17 protein-coding genes are annotated in these 17596 nt (G+C 45.3%); 4 read left to right on the top strand and 13 right to left on the bottom strand.

Annotated elements, in window-relative coordinates:
* Positions 1 to 478: 478 nt before the first annotated feature.
* A complete protein-coding gene (locus NDA06_RS23220) occupies positions 479 to 904 on the bottom strand; it encodes a DUF2809 domain-containing protein (protein ID WP_190415054.1) in 426 nt (141 codons plus the stop codon).
* Between the two features lie 285 nt (positions 905 to 1189).
* Between NDA06_RS23220 and NDA06_RS23215 the strand changes: the two genes are divergently transcribed.
* On the top strand, positions 1190 to 1591 hold the full coding sequence (locus tag NDA06_RS23215; RefSeq protein WP_190415053.1) for a hypothetical protein: 402 nt from the start codon (positions 1190 to 1192) through the stop codon (positions 1589 to 1591).
* A 111-nt stretch (positions 1592 to 1702) separates the two neighbouring features.
* On the opposite strand, the gene NDA06_RS23210 is transcribed toward NDA06_RS23215, so the two are convergent.
* Both NDA06_RS23210 and NDA06_RS23205 read right to left on the bottom strand, forming a co-directional pair.
* A complete protein-coding gene (locus NDA06_RS23210; RefSeq protein WP_190415052.1) occupies positions 1703 to 2221 on the bottom strand; it encodes a DUF2231 domain-containing protein in 519 nt (172 codons plus the stop codon).
* A gap of 127 nt (positions 2222 to 2348) precedes the next feature.
* On the bottom strand, positions 2349 to 3095 hold the full coding sequence (locus NDA06_RS23205) for a DUF2993 domain-containing protein (RefSeq protein ID WP_347276033.1): 747 nt from the start codon (positions 3093 to 3095) through the stop codon (positions 2349 to 2351).
* 461 nt (positions 3096 to 3556) lie between these two features.
* Here NDA06_RS23205 and NDA06_RS23200 point away from each other — a divergent pair, with 461 nt between their 5' ends.
* Together NDA06_RS23200 and NDA06_RS23195 are read left to right on the top strand one after the other, a co-directional pair.
* Entirely contained in the window at positions 3557 to 4594 is a 1038-nt protein-coding gene (locus NDA06_RS23200; protein WP_190415051.1) for a hemerythrin domain-containing protein, read from the top strand.
* 555 nt (positions 4595 to 5149) lie between these two features.
* A complete protein-coding gene (locus tag NDA06_RS23195; RefSeq protein ID WP_190524392.1) occupies positions 5150 to 6199 on the top strand; it encodes a hemerythrin domain-containing protein in 1050 nt (349 codons plus the stop codon).
* A gap of 344 nt (positions 6200 to 6543) precedes the next feature.
* On the opposite strand, the gene NDA06_RS23190 is transcribed toward NDA06_RS23195, so the two are convergent.
* Together NDA06_RS23190 and NDA06_RS23185 are read right to left on the bottom strand one after the other, a co-directional pair.
* Positions 6544 to 7404: an SDR family oxidoreductase gene (locus tag NDA06_RS23190; protein ID WP_190429986.1), complete on the bottom strand. Its 861-nt coding sequence runs from the start codon at positions 7402 to 7404 to the stop codon at positions 6544 to 6546.
* A gap of 131 nt (positions 7405 to 7535) precedes the next feature.
* Positions 7536 to 9074 (bottom strand): FAD-dependent oxidoreductase, encoded by a 1539-nt coding sequence (locus tag NDA06_RS23185; RefSeq protein WP_190985423.1) that lies wholly within the window; start codon positions 9072 to 9074, stop codon positions 7536 to 7538.
* A gap of 231 nt (positions 9075 to 9305) precedes the next feature.
* On the opposite strand from NDA06_RS23185, the gene NDA06_RS23180 reads away from it, so the two are divergent.
* Entirely contained in the window at positions 9306 to 9701 is a 396-nt protein-coding gene (locus NDA06_RS23180) for an S-layer homology domain-containing protein (protein ID WP_190415891.1), read from the top strand.
* A 362-nt stretch (positions 9702 to 10063) separates the two neighbouring features.
* On the opposite strand, the gene NDA06_RS23175 is transcribed toward NDA06_RS23180, so the two are convergent.
* The 8 genes from NDA06_RS23175 to NDA06_RS23140 all read right to left on the bottom strand — a co-directional run.
* The gene (locus NDA06_RS23175; protein WP_190415889.1) at positions 10064 to 10663 is read right to left on the bottom strand and encodes a DJ-1/PfpI family protein; all 600 of its coding nucleotides are present in this window, start codon (positions 10661 to 10663) and stop codon (positions 10064 to 10066) included.
* A gap of 4 nt (positions 10664 to 10667) precedes the next feature.
* Positions 10668 to 11804 carry a serpin family protein gene (locus NDA06_RS23170; RefSeq protein WP_190985424.1) on the bottom strand — a complete coding sequence of 379 codons (1137 nt, stop codon included), beginning with the start codon at positions 11802 to 11804 and terminating at the stop codon, positions 10668 to 10670.
* A 54-nt stretch (positions 11805 to 11858) separates the two neighbouring features.
* Positions 11859 to 12284 (bottom strand): TIGR02588 family protein, encoded by a 426-nt coding sequence (locus tag NDA06_RS23165; protein ID WP_190440019.1) that lies wholly within the window; start codon positions 12282 to 12284, stop codon positions 11859 to 11861.
* A complete protein-coding gene (locus NDA06_RS23160; RefSeq protein WP_190429991.1) occupies positions 12281 to 13165 on the bottom strand; it encodes a TIGR02587 family membrane protein in 885 nt (294 codons plus the stop codon). The genes NDA06_RS23165 and NDA06_RS23160 overlap by 4 nt, the downstream gene beginning before the upstream one ends.
* Before the next feature lie 340 nt (positions 13166 to 13505).
* Entirely contained in the window at positions 13506 to 14522 is a 1017-nt protein-coding gene (locus NDA06_RS23155) for a peptidoglycan-binding protein (RefSeq protein WP_242033283.1), read from the bottom strand.
* A gap of 66 nt (positions 14523 to 14588) precedes the next feature.
* Positions 14589 to 15059 carry a nitrate reductase associated protein gene (locus NDA06_RS23150; RefSeq protein WP_190688380.1) on the bottom strand — a complete coding sequence of 157 codons (471 nt, stop codon included), beginning with the start codon at positions 15057 to 15059 and terminating at the stop codon, positions 14589 to 14591.
* 141 nt (positions 15060 to 15200) lie between these two features.
* The gene (locus tag NDA06_RS23145) at positions 15201 to 16598 is read right to left on the bottom strand and encodes a chloride channel protein (protein ID WP_190415880.1); all 1398 of its coding nucleotides are present in this window, start codon (positions 16596 to 16598) and stop codon (positions 15201 to 15203) included.
* Positions 16599 to 16900: 302 nt separating this feature from the next.
* Positions 16901 to 17596 (bottom strand): MFS transporter (locus tag NDA06_RS23140; RefSeq protein ID WP_348251880.1); only part of this gene is annotated, 696 nt, incomplete at its 5' end.

Genomic DNA, 17596 nt, shown 5'->3' with positions numbered 1-17596 from the left:
CTTTAAAATCTACTAGTAAGTTCAAATTTTGTCTTTTACAATACCTGCTAACATCTCCGTTAACTGGATTCAGAGCATGACAAAACACAAACTGAGCAACAGGAAGTGGCAAAAATCAACTTGTTTTGAAGTTCCCCCATATCCTTTAGATTTGGCAGAATCTAAACAGCAAGATTCTGAGATATCCCAGCAAAATATAACAACCAGAACAGACTATCTGCTCAGCAGATCGTCTGAGCTTATCTGCGAAAGTCAGGAGCTAATCGCCACGAGCCAAGAGCTGATATTACTATCCGAACAGCTAATTACCCTAAGCTTGATGCTGAAAGAAAACAGCTTGATGCTGAAAAGCTGGCGAGAAAGATCAAAAGTTAAATCAAGGTTAGGCCATCCCGTTCGGGTTAATTCAGTTACCTCTGATTAACCATCAAACACAGGCTAAAAACTACTGAAAATTCTCCCTATCTAATCATCCTATCTATTTATCCGAGCGAATCGGGGTTTTATCTTTGTAACCTCTAACAATTTGCTGTAACCATAGCCACCCAATGATGCAACCGAGCAGATAATGGGGGAAATCCCACCAAGAAAAGGTGGTTCCAAGCAACAGTTTGCCCAGAAAAGTCGAGCGAATCGAGTCTAAAACAGGTTGGTGCCACAGTTGCAGAAATTCGATCGTACAGGTGATACCGAATACCCAAATTGGAATTTGGTTGATTGCTTTGCGACTCGGAAACAGGAAAAACCCGAACAAACACCAAAATATTTCGTATAAGATATCACCTGAGAAATCGTTGACCCAGCCGCGACCGAACCCAGTGTATCTCTTGGAGAGCAATCCCAGGGGCACAATAATCAGCAGCGAGAGGATAATCCGCTTGATATATTTGGCGTCTCGAAGCATTGGCTACACTTCCAAGCAGTTCTCAGTTCTGTATTCTATACATTTAGACTAAAGCCGCGCCAACGAGCAGGCTTCTGCATCCAACTGAGCTTCATAGCACACAGAAGAGTTCAATATTTCCTTCTTAAGTAGGAGATTAATTTATATCCTAGTTGTTATTAATTACGCAATCTTATATAAATTTTTTATACTTTGACGATCTAATACTCAAGGTAGAGTATAAAGGTATACCAAAAATTATATTCTTAGTTTCTAAAGCTGAATATTGTTGGGAGAATAATAGTCATGAATAATCAAACAGATAACGTAGACAGCAGTCAACGAGTTGGTGAAGATAACTACGATCGGGGGATTGTACCTGCTGAAACCGCAGCACGTAGAGAAAGAGAGGGGAATGCATTTAAAACAACTCCCGGAAAAGATGATGAGGAAAAATCCCCTACTAACGATCAAACAAATGATGGAAGTATCGATACTACAGATGGCTACACGGTAGACAAAGAGGGTCTTTTAAATAACTATGCCATCGAACCCGAAATGTATGTGAACGAACCTGGAGACTTAAAAGCCAAAGAAGAAGCCGAGGCTGCCGAACGCGCTGAAACTGTCTCAGAATTACAGGACGATGAAGAAGGGAAGCTGACGATGGAAGGTGACAAGCGTCATCAAGGGCCAGGATTGATATAACGCAGAAAAATTTAGCTTTTGCGGCTTCTACCTTTTAGCGATGCTAAACAAGTGTAGAGGAAATTTTTAAATTAATTGGCAGGCGACGTGGATGTCGCCTGCTTATTTTTTCTATCTATTTGAATCGCCGTAGCCGATCACAGCAACTTTATGCCGATAGACTAGCTCGGCTCCGTACCAACCCGACAAACCGAGAAGGGTTGCCACAATAATTGAGATTGTAAGCCCCGTAGGCAATATGGCTCCAGAGGTATTGCCCCAACGGAGTGCAAAGTTGGCAATTGTCAGCCCTAGGGCGGCGACATTCAGTACCATGTGTGCCCAGCCAGCACTGCGCTTGCGAACTCGTTCAATTCTCAGAAAGTCCATCATGCCGCTTAGGGCTGCAAGCACCCCGCTTGCCAAGCCAATGCCGATTAGCCAAAAGGAGGCTTGTGCCCAGAAGAGATCTTTTGTCCACCAGTAGGCGAGATCCGCTGCTGCTGGTGTAGTCAAAAAAGCAATGGGAAAGGTGACGATCAGTGGATGCAGGGGATGTCCTGCGATCGCGACTGTGCTTGTCACCCCGCTATCTTGATAATCGGTCTCATCACTTTCAATCAGCGGCGGGATATTGGGAGTTTGTGTCATGTTCTTCTCTATGGATTCTAGGAGTTAGACGAGTGAAAGCAAGCGATCGCTGTTGGCTATTAGCTTTGGGTTGCCGATCGTAACCCCCTCGATTAACGGCAAACAGCGAACCGCAAACAGTTCATCACTAGCCTGAAGGAATTTGCTCCACGCGCGCTTCCGCCAAAAGCGTCATTTTTCCCGATTCTAGATTTAATTGTTTGATGCGAAGCGACATTCCTTGTAGATCGAAGTTACTCAGGTTCAATAGTTCGCTCGATTTTTCTAATAGCGCCGCCGTCAGTTCCGGGGAGAGTTCCTTGCCTTCGGTATACTCAACGTCTTCCAGATTGACCTTCTGCCCATTTGCACCAACTCGGGGCACTGCTGTAAAGGCAATTTGCGTGGTTTCTCCAGATTCGCGCAGCAGCACGTCGGCACTCAATGCAATTTTGTTCTCACCAGGTAGGCGAAAATCTACCTTTTTAGTGTCAATAGTCATCGGTTGTCCATTGACTGATACCTGCATACTTTGCAGCTTACTACCGACAAATTCCGAGTTGAATGCCCGGTTGATGTCTGCTTCCGTCAACACAACGTGGGTCGTTGCATCAGTAGGTTTGGTTAATTCAATTTTGCCAAAAGCAGCGCTGAGGGGATTGATGGAGATGCCACGCATTTCCATTTTCATTTCCTGCATCCGGAGGTCTTTGTTCATAACCAAACCTTCACCTTCAACGGTGACTGAATCCACCTGTCCCTGAACCATTTTCAGTGGATCGCTCTGGATATCTACCGCTAATTCTTCTACTTCATCGAGTTGGCTAGATAATCCTATTTCTGCTGCTTTGTTAAGTGCCTGCTGCCCCAGAGAAGCATCCTTATTCGTCGTCACGCCCTGTCTCCTGCCCTTGTCTTAATTGAGTCTGTTATTGAGTCAATCTAGCGACCCGTATTAAGAAGTGTATCTGCCTGATGGTGGAATGGTGACAAAGTGATCGGCTATACACAAATTTAAACTAAATATTTCATTCTTAAGATAGTGGCACGAAGCTGTTTTTATAATAACTAGCTTGTCAAATCTCCGTCATCAAACTTCAGGCTATTTTAACTTTTCAAATATGATTTACGATAGATGCCGAATAACCAAAACAAGAATATAGTAAGCCAACTAAAAAAGAGAAAAGTCCTAAGGTTTTGAATCTTTTCTATCTTTGGATAGAGCCAATAAAAATTGGACGTTATAAAGAGGATAAATAAGGCGGATCTCTCAAAAGAGAGATGAATCTACTCGACAGAGATGACTATCTTCGAGATAGATTCCGATCCTATGATTATTGAGTGGAGAACAAAAGAATGGTAACGACACTAGATGATACCAAGCGCATAGCGATTGGCATGAAGTTGGCAGATATGAAAGCGCTGCAAAACTTGCTAATTGCTAACGAGCAAAAGTTCATCTCTGCGCTCGCCGATGATGATCTTCGCAAGCGCATACAAGATATGCTTGATGACGATCAGAAAAACCTCGGTGTTCTCGATACTGTAATTATTCAGTACGGTGTCAAAGCCGAACCCAAGGAATCCACAACCAAGATAATTGGTGAAGCTCAGAAGCTAATGGAAAGTTCTGAACTGACTTTGTTTGAAAAAGTATCTCAGCATGAATTGCTTAAGCATAAGCAAACCATGACGGGTCTACTGATTCACAAAGCTGCTCAAGTAGTTGGTGCTGATGTTGAAGCTGCCATTACTCCCTTGAATACCGTTAACTTTGAGAACCGCGCTCACCAAGAGCAACTGAAAGGTATTCTGGAAATTCTGGGTGTTCGCGAACTAACCGGACAAGAAGCCGATCAAGGACTGTGGGGACGGGTTCAAGACGCCGTTGCCGCATTATCAGGGGTATTTGGTAGTGCTGTCACCCAAACCTCCGACCGTTCTGATATGACTATCGGTGAAATTCTTCGCATGGATCACAGCAAGGCGAAGACCTTGTTTATGGAAATTGAGAATTCCAACGACGCTCAAAAGATCCAAGAATACTTCGGTCAGCTTTACAAAGACTTGATGGCTCACGCTAAAGCCGAAGAGCAAGTTGTTTATCCAGCAGTGCGCTCCTATTATCAGGACACGCAGGATCTGTATAACGAGCAAGCTGAGCAAGCTCGGATGCTGGATGAAATTAAGGCGATGAGTCCTTCTTCTTCTGAGTTCAAAGCGAAAGTTCGTCAGCTAAGCGACGCTACCAACCATCACATTAATCAAGAAGAGAACGAGATGTTCGCTAAGCTGCGCGATAATTTCAGCAGCGAGCAGCAACAACAAATGGCAACCGAGTTCAAATCTGTTAAGAGCAAGCTACAAGACCAGATGGCAGCTTCTAGCAAGTAGTAGTGCGCGCGAACAGAATTAACTCTGTAGGGAGGTTTGGAACGTAGCTTCCCTATAGTTAATAAGTGCGATCGCTAACTGCCATCGCCCGAATAAAGCAATTAAATCTAGGAAGGTCTATAAGCTAGCCTCCTAGATTTATTTTTTTAAGGAGTTAATTTTTCTTGAGCGCGTAACTTTACGTTTTCTATTGAAGGAATATTGAAGGAATAAAGTATATCTATCCTCTTTTAGGTATGAGATACCATTGGTTCAGCTCTCCAGCTTTTTAGAGAGGCCGAAGAACTCACGTTCACAAATCATTTACAGCGATATATTCTTGAAACTTGTTTAAATGAAATTAACAATATACTCAAAAACCCTAATTTTGCAAACCATCAAAAGTAAAAGTTTTAATAATTTGAATTCTAAATAAAAATCTATAAGTTAAAAGTATTTATCTCCGCTATAAACCATACTTTTGGATTCAGTCGCGGGAAAGATGAATTACCTTAAGAGATTGTGAGATTATTCATAAAGATTCAAAAATCATAATATTTCAAAGAAGGAACAAAAATGGTATCAACACTGGACGATACAAAGCGCATTGCGATCGCTCAAAAATTGGCAGACATGAAAGCGACGCAAAATTTAATCATCTCTAACGAGCAAACACTGCTCGGTGCCACTCACGATCAAGATGTGCGCGATCGCTTGCAGAATATGCTCCAGGACGACCAGAAAAACCTGGGCGTTCTAGAAACGGTAATTGTTCAGTACGGCGTTCCCTCTGAACCCCACGAGACAGTTCAGGAATTTGTTCAGAAGACCCAAGAATTAATGTCTGGTGATAAGCTGTCTCTCTATCAGAAATTAGTTCAACACGAACTCCTGAAGCACGCTCAGGCGATGAGCGGTATCGTAGTTCACAAAGCTGCTCAAGTCGTGGGTGCTGATATTGAACTGGCGATTGGACCTTTAAATGCTGTTAACTTTGAGAACCGCGCTCACCAGGAACAACTCAAAGGACTGCTAGAACTCGTGGGTGTCCGCGAACTGACTGGAAAAGACGCAGATCAGGGACTGTGGGCACGAGTTCAAGACGCTGTTGCAGCCTTGTCTGGTGTGTTTGGTAGTGCCGTCACCCAAAACACCGATAAGCAAGATATGAACATCCAGACGCTCATCCGCCTGGATCACAATAAGACCAACACCATCTTTACAGAAATTGGGGCTACTGACGATCCTCAAAAACTCCAAGAGTATTTTGGGCAGCTCTACAAAGATTTATTGGCACACGCTCAAGCCGAAGAAGAAATCGTTTATCCCAGAGTTCGCTCTTTCTACGGGGACGACAATACTCAAGAGCTGTACGATGAGCAAGCCGAGATGAAGCGGATGTTGGATGAAATTAAAGCGATCAACCCTGCTTCTTCCAAAGACGAATTCAAATCAAAAATTAAGCAGTTGATGGATGCGGTTGGCGATCATATTCGTCAAGAAGAAAGCACGATGTTTGCAGCCATTGACAACAATTGCAGCACCGAACAAAAAGAGCAAATGTCTAGCGAATTCAAAGCTGCCAAGAGCAAAATTCAGCAAGAAATGGCAGCTTCGACGAAGTAATCGGAAGCACACTCAACCTCTAAAGCCATACCTCTCTAAACTTAACTGACGTTTGCACTCCCACCACTTACGTGGTGGGAGTTTTTTTGTTTCACTAGGTAAATACACGCCCCCGCACTAGAAGGGTAGGTGTACATAAACAAAGCCTGCCTACGCAGACTCAACTAAAAATTCTTCAGCCTACGGGGAGCAGCTTTTGTACGCACAAGACCCACCTTTCAAGGTATAGGCGTATACCCTAGGATGCATCCTATCGCTAACTTCTAACATCTATCAAAAAACCCGTTCTCTAACCAGAAAACGGGTTTCTATTCTTTCAAGAAAAATCGGTAGTCATCTCAGCGTTAAGCATTGACAACATCGCCACCGTTGGGATGCAAAATCTGACCGGACATATAAGAAGAGTCGTCTGATGCCAAAAAGACGTAGCTAGGTGCAACTTCTTCTGGCTGTCCAGCCCGTTGCATCGGCACTTGTTTACCAAAAGAGGCAACTTTTTCCTCTGGGAAAGTTGAGGGAATGAGCGGCGTCCAGATGGGACCTGGGGCGACGCCATTCACGCGAATTCCCTTTTCCACCAGAGATTTTGAGAGCGATCGCGTAAAGGCAACAATGGCCCCTTTAGTAGACGAATAATCGAGCAGCTGCTGATTCCCTTTATAAGCTGTCACCGAAGTGGTGTTGATAATCGCGCTGCCTTCTTTGAGGTGCTTGAGTGCAGCTTTCGTCAAGAAAAACATTGAGAAAATGTTAGTCCGGAACGTGCGCTCAAGCTGTTCGGCAGTGATGTCTTCGATGCTTTCTTGAGGATGCTGTTCGGCAGCGTTGTTAACAAGAATATCGAGTTTCCCAAGCTCCGCAACCGTATTTTCTACAGCCTGCTGACAGAATTTTTCGTCACCAATGTCGCCAGGAATCGTAATACATTTGCGCCCTTGTTCTTCTACCAGCCGTTTCGTTTCTTGGGCATCATCGTGTTCGTTCAGATACATGATTGCCACGTCAGCGCCTTCTTTGGCAAAAAAGATAGAAACTGCGCGACCAATGCCACTATCACCGCCAGTAATCAACGCCACTTTATCGCGTAATTTGTTACTACCTTGATATTTACTATCGTCTGCCTTGGGGCTAGGCGTCATTTCTGATTCGGTACCCGGTCGATGGTCTTGATGTTGGGGTGGTTGTAGCTGTTGTTCTGCTGGCATTAGTGTGTCCTTAAACTGTGTCTAAAAAAATGAAATCCAGAGAAGATTTCTTGTTTCTATTCACCCAACACGCTAGCAACCCTCCAGATTGACTTAATCAATCTGGAGAGGGAAAAGAAAAGTGAATGTAGTTAACTTTTCGTTGTAAATTGACTGGGCAATTCTTTTTGATCGAGATCCGTAATCGGCGGGCCATTGAGTACCTCACCCGTAGGGCTGAAACGTCCACCGTGGCAAGGGCAATCCCAAGTTTTTTCGGCGTTATTCCAGTCAACAATGCATCCAGCGTGAGTACACACTGGAGAAAGCGAACAGAGATAATCCGTCTCGTCGCGGTAGACGGCATATTTCTTTCCGTTGATGTCAAGAATCTTGCCTTCGCCTGGTGCTACGTCCGAGGGTTCATTGCCCTCCGACTTGAAAAGCCGATCCGCTACAAAGTGCTTGGCGACGCCCAGATTCTCCGTCACAAACCGCTGAGCGCTGGCTAGGATATTCGCGCGATTGGGGTCGTAAAGGTCGCTCCAGGGATTCGTCCGTCCCAGAATCAAGTCGCTTGTTAGCATCCCGCCAACGGTGCCGAAGGTCATGCCGTTGCCAGAATAGCCGGTAGCAACGTAGATATTAGAATTCGCTGCGGTTTTCCCGATATAGGGTAGACCATCGACCGGCTCGTACAATTGAGCTGACCAGCGATAATCGATAGAGGCGAAATCATAGAGCGATCGCGCATACGCTTCCAAGCGCTCGAAACACGCCTCATTATCCACATCCTCGCCTGTCTTGTGGTCTTCACCGCCAATAATCAGCAGGTCTTTGTAGCTGCGTGTATAGTGATACGGCTCCTCGGTATCCCAAAACAGTCCTGGCGGTAATGGCGATCGCAATCTCACTCCGATAACGTAAGAACGATACGGGGCAATTTTCGTGGTCATTACATACAAGTCCGGGAGACTGTTGAGATTGTGAATCGGCGTATGAGTAGCAATAATCACATCTAGCGCCGTTACCGTCCCCTGTTCGGTAGAAACTCGACTCGGCTTGTCTCCGGTGATATCGACAACAGATGACTCCTCAAAAATAAAACTGCCACCACCGTCAATCGCCTTCGCAAGCCTTTGGAGATAGGGAATCGGGTTAAACTGCGCTTGATTGGGGAACATCACCGCCGCTTCTACCGGAAATGGCAGTGGCACATCCTTGGTCAAAGCAGCCGGAATCACTAACTTGCTAACCGCTTCCGCCTCTGACTCAATTTCAGACACATCCTGGGATTTTTCAGTGTAAAGATATCCCGGCACTCGCTGAAAATCACAATCAATCTTCTCTTCTGCCACAAACTTAGCAATGCGTTCAATCGCCGCACGACTGGATTCTGCTACCAGCTTCGCATCCGTGTCGCCCAAGGAGGAAATCAGGTCTTGGTAGCGTTCGTCAGCAGCTTCGGTGAGGTGGGCAGTCGTATAGCCGGTGACACCACTGCCAATTTGCGATCCCTCGATTACTGCAACCCTTAATCCAGCGCGTTTCAATAGCAACGCAGCGGTTAAGCCAGTAATGCCGCCGCCTACAATGGCAACATCTACGGTAATATCACTGGTCAATTGCGGGTATTTTGTCCCTTCTGTAGTGTCGAGCCAAACAGAGACGGAGGTTCCTGGTAAATTCATTCAGCGTTCTCCTGAGACAGTATAAATTTTTATATCTAGCGTTTTACCTATTACTGGGATAACGTCTGAAGGCGGAACCTGGTATCTGTAATTAGAAGTAAGTAAACTTTGATACTTTTCCCAGCAGCAATCAACACATAGCTAGTTGATTTTCATTACAATAAGATATAAAAGTTTCTTTTTCAGCAGAATTCAAGTTACCTTTTTGCAAGTTAAGTGGAAAGAATTAAAATGTCTAAATTTTTTAAGACTCTACTTTTATATAGTCCAGCCGTTTTGGGAATGGCCTTGCTGTTAGCAAACAGTGCAGTTGCACAGGAAGCGATTCCCAATAATCCAAATTCTCAAATGCCACCTCCAACAGAGCGTTATGGGTGTCTCAGTGGAAATGGCGATGGAACTTTTCAAGGCAATCGGCCTGTAACTCGGTATGAATTTGCTGCCGGTTTAAATGCCTGCTTAAATCAAGTTGAACAACTCATTGATAATCCTGCTGGAAATCGAGTTAATCAAGAAGGGTTAACGGTTCCAAGAAGCCAATTAGAAACCTATCGATTAGAGTTGGAGCGTTTGCGTAATCGAGTAGATAAGCTGGATACCCAGACAAGAGAACAGTCGAGCCAGTAGTTTTTTAAAAACAGAAAAAAAGAACGGTTGTGATTGAGGAACTGGATTTCTAATCAAATACTTCTCGATTAGTGATGTTACATCCAAAGAAAGCCCCCAAACCCTCTTTTAAAGCTACCGTATACGCACAAGACTTCTTTAACTTGCAAGTCCCGTTTTGATCCCCCAACCCCCCTTAAAAAAGGTGGCGAATTAAGTCAAAGTTCCCCTTAAAAAGGGAGATTTAGGGGATCAATCAACTTTTTGCCCCTTAACCCAAGATGTGCGTACACCGTAGCCTTAAAAGGGGAGCTAAGACCGAATCGCAAGTGTAGGTAGCGCTAAGACAAGTAAATTATCTAACTTCGATAGGATTGAGACCGTTAAACCGCAACCATTTCTTGATGCTCAATCTTCGTTCCCAAAAGTTTCAAGAATTCTGCCAACCAGTTAGGATGAGCAGGCCATGCAGGTGCTGTTACTAAGTTACCGTCAACCATTGCCTCATCTGGTGGAATATGCACGTAAAGCCCACCTGCCCGGTTAACATCCGGGCCGCACGCGGGGTAAGCGGTGCAACTTCTGCCTTCTAGCACTCCCGCTGCCACCAAAACTTGTAACCCGTGACAAATTGCAGCAATCGGTTTATTTGCTTCGGCGAAGTGGCGCGTGATTTCTAATACTTTCTGGTTCAAACGGATATATTCTGGCGCACGTCCACCAGGAACGACTAAGGCGTCGTATTCTGTCGCTTCCACTTCATCAAAGGTAGCGTTTAAGGTGAAGTTGTGACCGGGTTTTTCACTATAGGTTTGGTCGCCTTCAAAGTCATGGATTGCGGTTCGCACCTCGTCCCCTGCTTTCTTATTGGGGCAAATCGCATGGACAGTATGCCCAACCATTTGTAATGCCTGGAATGGCACCATTACTTCGTAGTCTTCAACAAAGTCACCGACGAGCATCAAGATTTTTTTTCCCGCCATTTTCCTAACTCCTGTTTGATTGCTTGGATGTTGCAGTCTGTGGCTCCATAATAGAACCCATAAACAGCAAACTTCCAGTATCATCATCCCGAATCGCGCAGAAAAACGGGCGGTCAACCACCATGCTAAAGGGAGGGTCGGGGGGACCGAATGAGGCTTCTATACCAGTTGCGGCGGCGGCTTCGGTTCCTTCTTCGTTGACTTCGAGAAAGGTTTTATGGATGACGCTGGCAATGGCAATGTCTTGGGCAGACATCTGCTGGAAACCTCCTTCAAAAGCCATTCCCATCCCCAAGGCAATCAGGGCATCATTGAGTGCTACTTGATACTCTAGCTGAAAGCGGGGTAAAACGAGTGTTCCTTCCTCTCGCCAGAATTGGTAAATCCATTGATTCCAGTTTTCAGCGTTCAGATTTTTGTGGAATGCTTGCAAGTTTGAGTCTTGATCTGGAAGGAAGATGTACATACTCACCTGTTCACTACCGTAGGGTAAATTAACCGCCTGAAAGTTCTTACCTTGGTAGTAGCGGTAGGTTCTGTGCTGAGACATCATCGGGTACTGTTTCTGCGTCCCATCAAGTAATGTAAAGGCTCTATCGTGTGTATTTTCTTTATCGAAAGGGCTTGCCCAAATACCTTTAAAATAGATAGCGTTAATTAGGATTAAAACGGTTTGAGGGTCAAGCTTTTGGAGAATTGTCTCGATTTTGCCGTGGGTGTTTTCGCTTACCCAGTTGTTAATAGTTGCCAAAGCATCGGAACTACTAAAGTCCAGGTTGGTTACTTTTGCACCGTAGAACTCTTGGGTTCGCTTCAAAAAATCCCGTTTAAATTCCACATTCTGATTCGCCCAAAGCGAATTAGCGATCGCTAACTCCACCTCGTTATCCAGATTTTCTAGCGATTGTTTCAACTGTAAGTTAGCTTCGTTGACTTGTTGCAAGCTCATTTCTTGCAATTCCAGCGCGATCGCCATTGCCGCTTGTGTCTGCCCCACACTGCCGTTATAGGTCATTGAGAGCGCGATCGCTATGCTTGCTGGAGAAACAAAAATGTTTTTGTCAGGCTCCTGCTTTGTAAGTTCCCTAAATAGTTTGAAGGCAAATTGAGTATTCGCTGCGACAAGTTTGTTATTAACCATTGCATCGTTTCCAATAATTACAGCGAACCGGGAAATGAACGGTTATCAAAAAACTTAAGGTAATTTGTAGCTAGAGACTCGTACGACTAACTCGCCATCGCGGGGATTCCGGCTAAAGATAAATGCGCCTTCTTCCTTTTCGCCGCCGGAGAGAAAGTCAATTTGTTGTTCGCCAGTTTCTTCAACTTTCCCATTAACCCGCAACTCGGCAATAATCTGGACTGATTCAGCAGTTTCTCCACCAGTATTCGTCACTTCAAAAGGGATGTAGAATTGCTCTTGAGTTTGACGAAGTTCTCTTTCCTTCGCGGTGACTGATAGAGTCGGGGGTTCATTTTTCTGGGTTGCCCAGTCATACAGCACCAGTCCTACGAGTAGCGCCACAATAGATGTCGCGATCGCAAAGGAAACCCATTCCGCAAGCGATCGCGGCGGTCGTTGCTGTTGGGATGAATCGCTATCTTGATTTGTTTGGCTCATGCTAGCAACCTTCCTGCTGCGCCACCTACAGTGGCTGGGAGTCCTAGTAACAATGTATAGCTCAACCACATTTGCCACGGATCGTCAAAGCTCAGCTGGTGGAAGAACCACAACATAAATGTGGCTGCCAGAAGCGACACTAAATAGGAGCAAACAGTTTCGCTTAAGGGACGCTGAAAAAGTCCTTGCTGTTGTTTCCGTTGTTGTTGATTAGTAAAGCCAGCCTGAAAGACAATCCCATAAGAAATTAACAGCGAGGCAACAATAATCGCAATCAGCCACGGAGGGGAAGAAGCAGCGACTAGCATGGGAATTTCGTCAGTAGGCGCAATGTTAAAGGCAATAATCGTGGCACCAATCAAAGTACCCCCAATATCTGCCAAGGTCGCATTGAGACGGGTTTTGTCTGGTTGTGGGGGATTTTCATCGCTGTTGGGAGATTGATAGCGATCGCCACTTAAAAAAGAACGCGCTAGCGCCACACCCAAAGCAAACGGTACACTCTCGAAGATTATTTTTCCTAATGCTTCACCCAAAGAGGTATCGAAGGTGATTTCGCGCAATAAAATTAGGATACTTGTCGCGCAGACGACGCCGATAGCGATCGCTTCAAGGGTATCTATCACCGCTTCACCCGGTCGAATATCCTTATATTTGCGAAAGCCTTCGGTGCGATTGAGCAGGAAAACGACGATAAACGTGGCAGCGATCGCAGCTAGCATCACCGGCGGTTCCGTGAACGACCCAATCCACCAGACTTCCATCGTGTACAGTAGCGGAATTCCAAATAAAAACCCACCCGCGGCACCCCGCAGTAGATCATCCCATTCTTTCGACCAAATGTTTTCGGGTTTATGTTTTGGAGCGCGTTTAATCTTCATTAGGGGGGCATCGACTTTTCATCCGCTTATGCCAAGCCAAAAGTCATTCTCAAGCAACCAAGCCAGAGGCAATAACAGATGAAGCTAGCGGTAAGCCGTTCGTCAACTTATTCCTTAAATGTTATCAAACCCTGACTCTCGAATAATGTAAATCATCCAATAGCCGTCTTATTTGATTTCGGAAGAAATGAACTGCTCCAAGTCCCATCGGGCGATCCAACAAGACAATAGAGAATTTAATAACTACTGCAAGGATTGCTGTCGAAGCAGATAAAAGCCAGGAGGAAGAGAAAATTCTGAATCGTTTGTTTTCCTAACTCCTGGCTTTTCTACCCGATTTTTAAGTTGTTTTACGCCATCTTTTCCCAAACTCATCGAGGGTTGCTTTCGGAATCTGCGTCTGAAGCCACTCCAGCGCATCATCTTGATGAGGCAATCCTTGGTAGTATTTGCACATATTCACCAGATTAACTGGAGGCACTTGCGTGGGGTTGGTGAGCGCATTCCAGGTAGTTGTTCCCACAACTCCATCCGCCTTTAACCCTTGGGATTTCTGAAAAGCAATCACAGCCGTTTCTGTGCCCGTACCAAAACTACCATCAATGGGACCCGGATTAAAACCTTTGTCCTTCAAAAACTGCTGCAATTGTTTGACTTTTTCTCCTCGCGATCCAACTCTTAAGGAACCATCGTCTGTCGGAACACCGATTGCACTCAACTTTTGACGAACGGCTTGACGCAAACGGGGTAGTTGAGCGTATAGCCAATCACCAGGACAATCAGTAGCAGAAAAATCTCGATGCCCTTTGATATTATCAGGAGAAATCTTGCAGGAACTGCAAATTGAAACGCATAAATCGACTAAACTATTCCATTGTTTTTCACCCATCTGATGGGTCATGAATCTGCCTTCATTTTCAATTCCCGGCGATTCATTGCCTAGAGCACTGCCAGCATGAGACGAGCGAATACACAAACCTCGTTTAATTTTTGCTAAAGTGCCATTTCTTCCTTCTAGGAGAACGCCGTCCGTTGTATTCAAAAAATTATGACCGGAATCCCACCAGCCGAAAACATCCATGTGGGTATTCTGAACACTTTTGGCAAATTTTTTCGCTCCATCCACAGTTCCTTTCGATATATGGCTGGGGGGATTGGGCGTATCGGTGTGGTGAACGATCACGTATTTAGGTGTGGTTTCCTCTGACCACTGTTTGGGGGGTCTGGCCCCCCACTCCTGACATGAAATAACGCTAGCGGTAAAAGGCATGTTGAAGATGTCCTGTAAAGTTGACGGCAGATGAATAATGAGCGTGATGGGACAAACCACAAACGCTTTCTCTAGCACTGCCAGCATCGTTTGTAACCTAATAACTATGCCGCAGCAAGGTAAGTAGCAATTTTTTTCACATTTCTTGATAGCTCAGATTAAGTGAAATTCTTGGAGTGCGGGTAAAAAGTTTTGGTTTTCGTGACTGGGGCGGCTGAGTTTGATGAGGGCAAAGCGTTGGGCGGGAGTGAGTTCTGCCCATTGTTGGGATGTCAGTATTGCTCCAAATTCTGCTGCTTTTTCCTGAATGCTAGCCGGTATTTTTGTAGCATCCATCCAATCTGGATGAGGTTCTATCGGCAGGTCGCTGGGAGAGACGCCTGTGTGTTCTACAACGAATTGGTGCAATAATTTTCGGTAAGCTTGAGCTTCATCTGTTGTAGTACAGGGCATCTCTACCAAGGTTTGTCGTTCCGCTTGACTAAATTGGTGCCAGTGAGGCAATTTTAGTTTGACGCCGCAAGTGTCTAATTTCATCCGCACCTGCATCGGAATGCAACGCAAGGATTCTACAAAATCGGCTTCAAACTGAAAGAAATTATTTGTAGATTTGTCAGCCTTCATTCATTTTCTGGGTAATTAATTCATTAAAAATAACAAAAATTTTGATGAATAACTTCTCCAAAGAAAAAGCTCCTAAAGGCATAAACTGCGACTAATAGGAGCATTACCACAATCGTGAAAAGCTTTCAATATCGGCAGGATTCAAGGGCTGGTTTGTGGAAAGTCACTAGCAGCAGTATATAGGGGCAGCGAGGTGGGGTTTTGCAACCCGGTCGGCGTGCGCGATCGCTGCGTTTGAATCAACGAGACTTGGGTAGTCAACAGGAAACTGACAAAACTGGCAATCACCAGAACCGGCACCATTGCGGTGTCTGAAAGCACGCTGAGAATTACAGTGGAACTAATCGGTGTTTTTGTCACCGCCACGTTGACTGCCGCCATCATGCAAATCATACCGATTGTCGGGTGGATTTGTGGAAAAGCTAGAGAAATTGCCAAGCCAACTGCTGCACCAATGTAAAACAGCGGAAAGATGAATCCTCCCCGGAAACCGGAGTGGAGGGTGAAACTAACTGCTAGCATCTTCGCGAATGCGATCGCGAGCAACATCGTCACTCCAAACGTCGAACCTGTTTCGACAATCGTATGAATTTCCTTTTCGCCAAAAAATAGGGTCTGGGGAAACACTAAAGCAATCAGCCCAATTGCGAACCCTCCCAAAGTAGCCAGCGCAATCGTGTGGTGTTCGATGTATTGAGTCAAGTACCCAATACTCCGGAACAGAACAATAAAGATGATCGCAATCAGCGCCCCTAGCGCCCCCAGCAGTGCGCCTTGACCTAAATTCACCAGGGAAAGCTTAGGAGGTGCGACAAAGTGATACATCCCCCCAATCGTCAACCCCGTGTTAAATCGAAACACAAAAAAGCTTAAGATTGCCGAAAGCACGGCAGGAATGAGCGCTTCGTAGTATTCCAATCCCCGACGATGGGGAATTTCTAGGGCGAAGAGTGCGCCACCCAAGGGCGCACCGAAGAAGGCACCTAGTGCCGCACTCATGCCGCAGAAAGTCAGCACGCGGGTTGTCGTCAGGCTCAGATTGAGCTTTTGACCCAGCCAGCCGCCAAAACTGCCATTGATTTGTACTAGCGGGGCTTCAGGGCCAGCACTGCCACCAGCTGCAATCGAAAACAGGGAAGCGACAATCATTGCCGGAGTTTGGCGTAGAGAAATTCGTCCTGGATCGTGTACCTTATCAACGACTAGAGAAACTTCACCGGGAAGTCCCATGAAGTGCAGTGTGAGACCGACAAAAAATCCCCCAATTGTGGTAGCAATCCACACGTAATTCCAGGCGGGAAATCCGCTAGGGAAGTAAGGATTCAAAACACCAGGCAGCGTGTGCCAAACAAAATGCAGGCTTAATTCCAGTGCGTAATAATAAACCGTTGCAACTAATCCTCCAGCAATTCCAATGACTGCCGAACAGAGAATAATTTGCTGATAAGTTAGTTCGCCTGCACTGTTGGAATCGTTAGGTAATGTATCAGCATATACGTTATGCTCGTTGCTGGCAGTTGTTCGATCGGGAGACGACATAAAATCTCCTCAAAGTCACTAGCAGTGTGAGTAGGAAAGCAAAGTTAACTTAATCCCAAATCACTCGTCTAGGTGTATTAAAAACAACTTTATCCAGAAAGAATATTAAAAATCTACCTGAATCGGTAAGGAAGCATGAGTAGCCAAGCATATGGATAAACCTGCCCGACACGCCATACAAATATAGGGGTGAGTTTCAATCTCACCCCTAGTCGGTTGGTTTTAGAAAAAGGCACTTATTAAACCTAAATTGGTATAATCCTTAACACCTTATCTATTCCCAATTAGGAATTATACCAAAATTAATTTTGTTCGCGTTCGTGCGAGAAAACGGGAGTTTTTGAGGATGTTATTCCGACTTCTTCACCTTCATGAGAGCCTTCCGGTTCTTTGAGAAGAAAGGCACAAAGACTAGCCGAAATTAAACCAACAATTCCCAGCATCTGGAAAAATATGCGATCGCCCGCAGCATCTTGAGGTAAAAAGCTATAGACGGTCAGGAAAATAACCGCTCCTACGTTGCCATAAGCACCCACGTTACCAGCAATCTGACCCGTTACGCGCCGCTTAATCAGGGGAACGATGGCAAAGGTCGCGCCTTCTGCTGCCATGACAAAGAAGGAAGCAATCATGGTCACAATAACTACCCCGAACAGGGGTATGTTTGCACCCAGAGAGCTAAACACTAGATAGCCAATTCCCGTGCCAGCAAGCGTTGCTGCCAGCGTCCACTTCCGGCTGCCAATCTTGTCAGAAATTAAGCCACCTCCTGGACGAGCCGCCAAGTTCATAAAGGCATAAGTTCCGGCAACTCCCGCTGCTAGCGCCTCTGTCAATCCAAAGCCTCTTTGAAAAAACGTTGGGAGCATGGAAACAACAGCTAGCTCTGAGCCAAAACAGGCAAGATAAGCAATTTCTAAATTAACGACTTGACCAAATTGATAGCGCTCTTCAGCAGAGTAGCGCTTTTTACCAGTCATCAATCTGTGATTTGCTTT

Source organism: Trichocoleus sp. ST-U1, from assembly GCF_039961835.1.
In the GTDB taxonomy this organism is placed as follows: domain Bacteria; phylum Cyanobacteriota; class Cyanobacteriia; order Cyanobacteriales; family FACHB-T130; genus FACHB-T130.
This window is presented reverse-complemented; position numbering and strand designations above follow the sequence as displayed.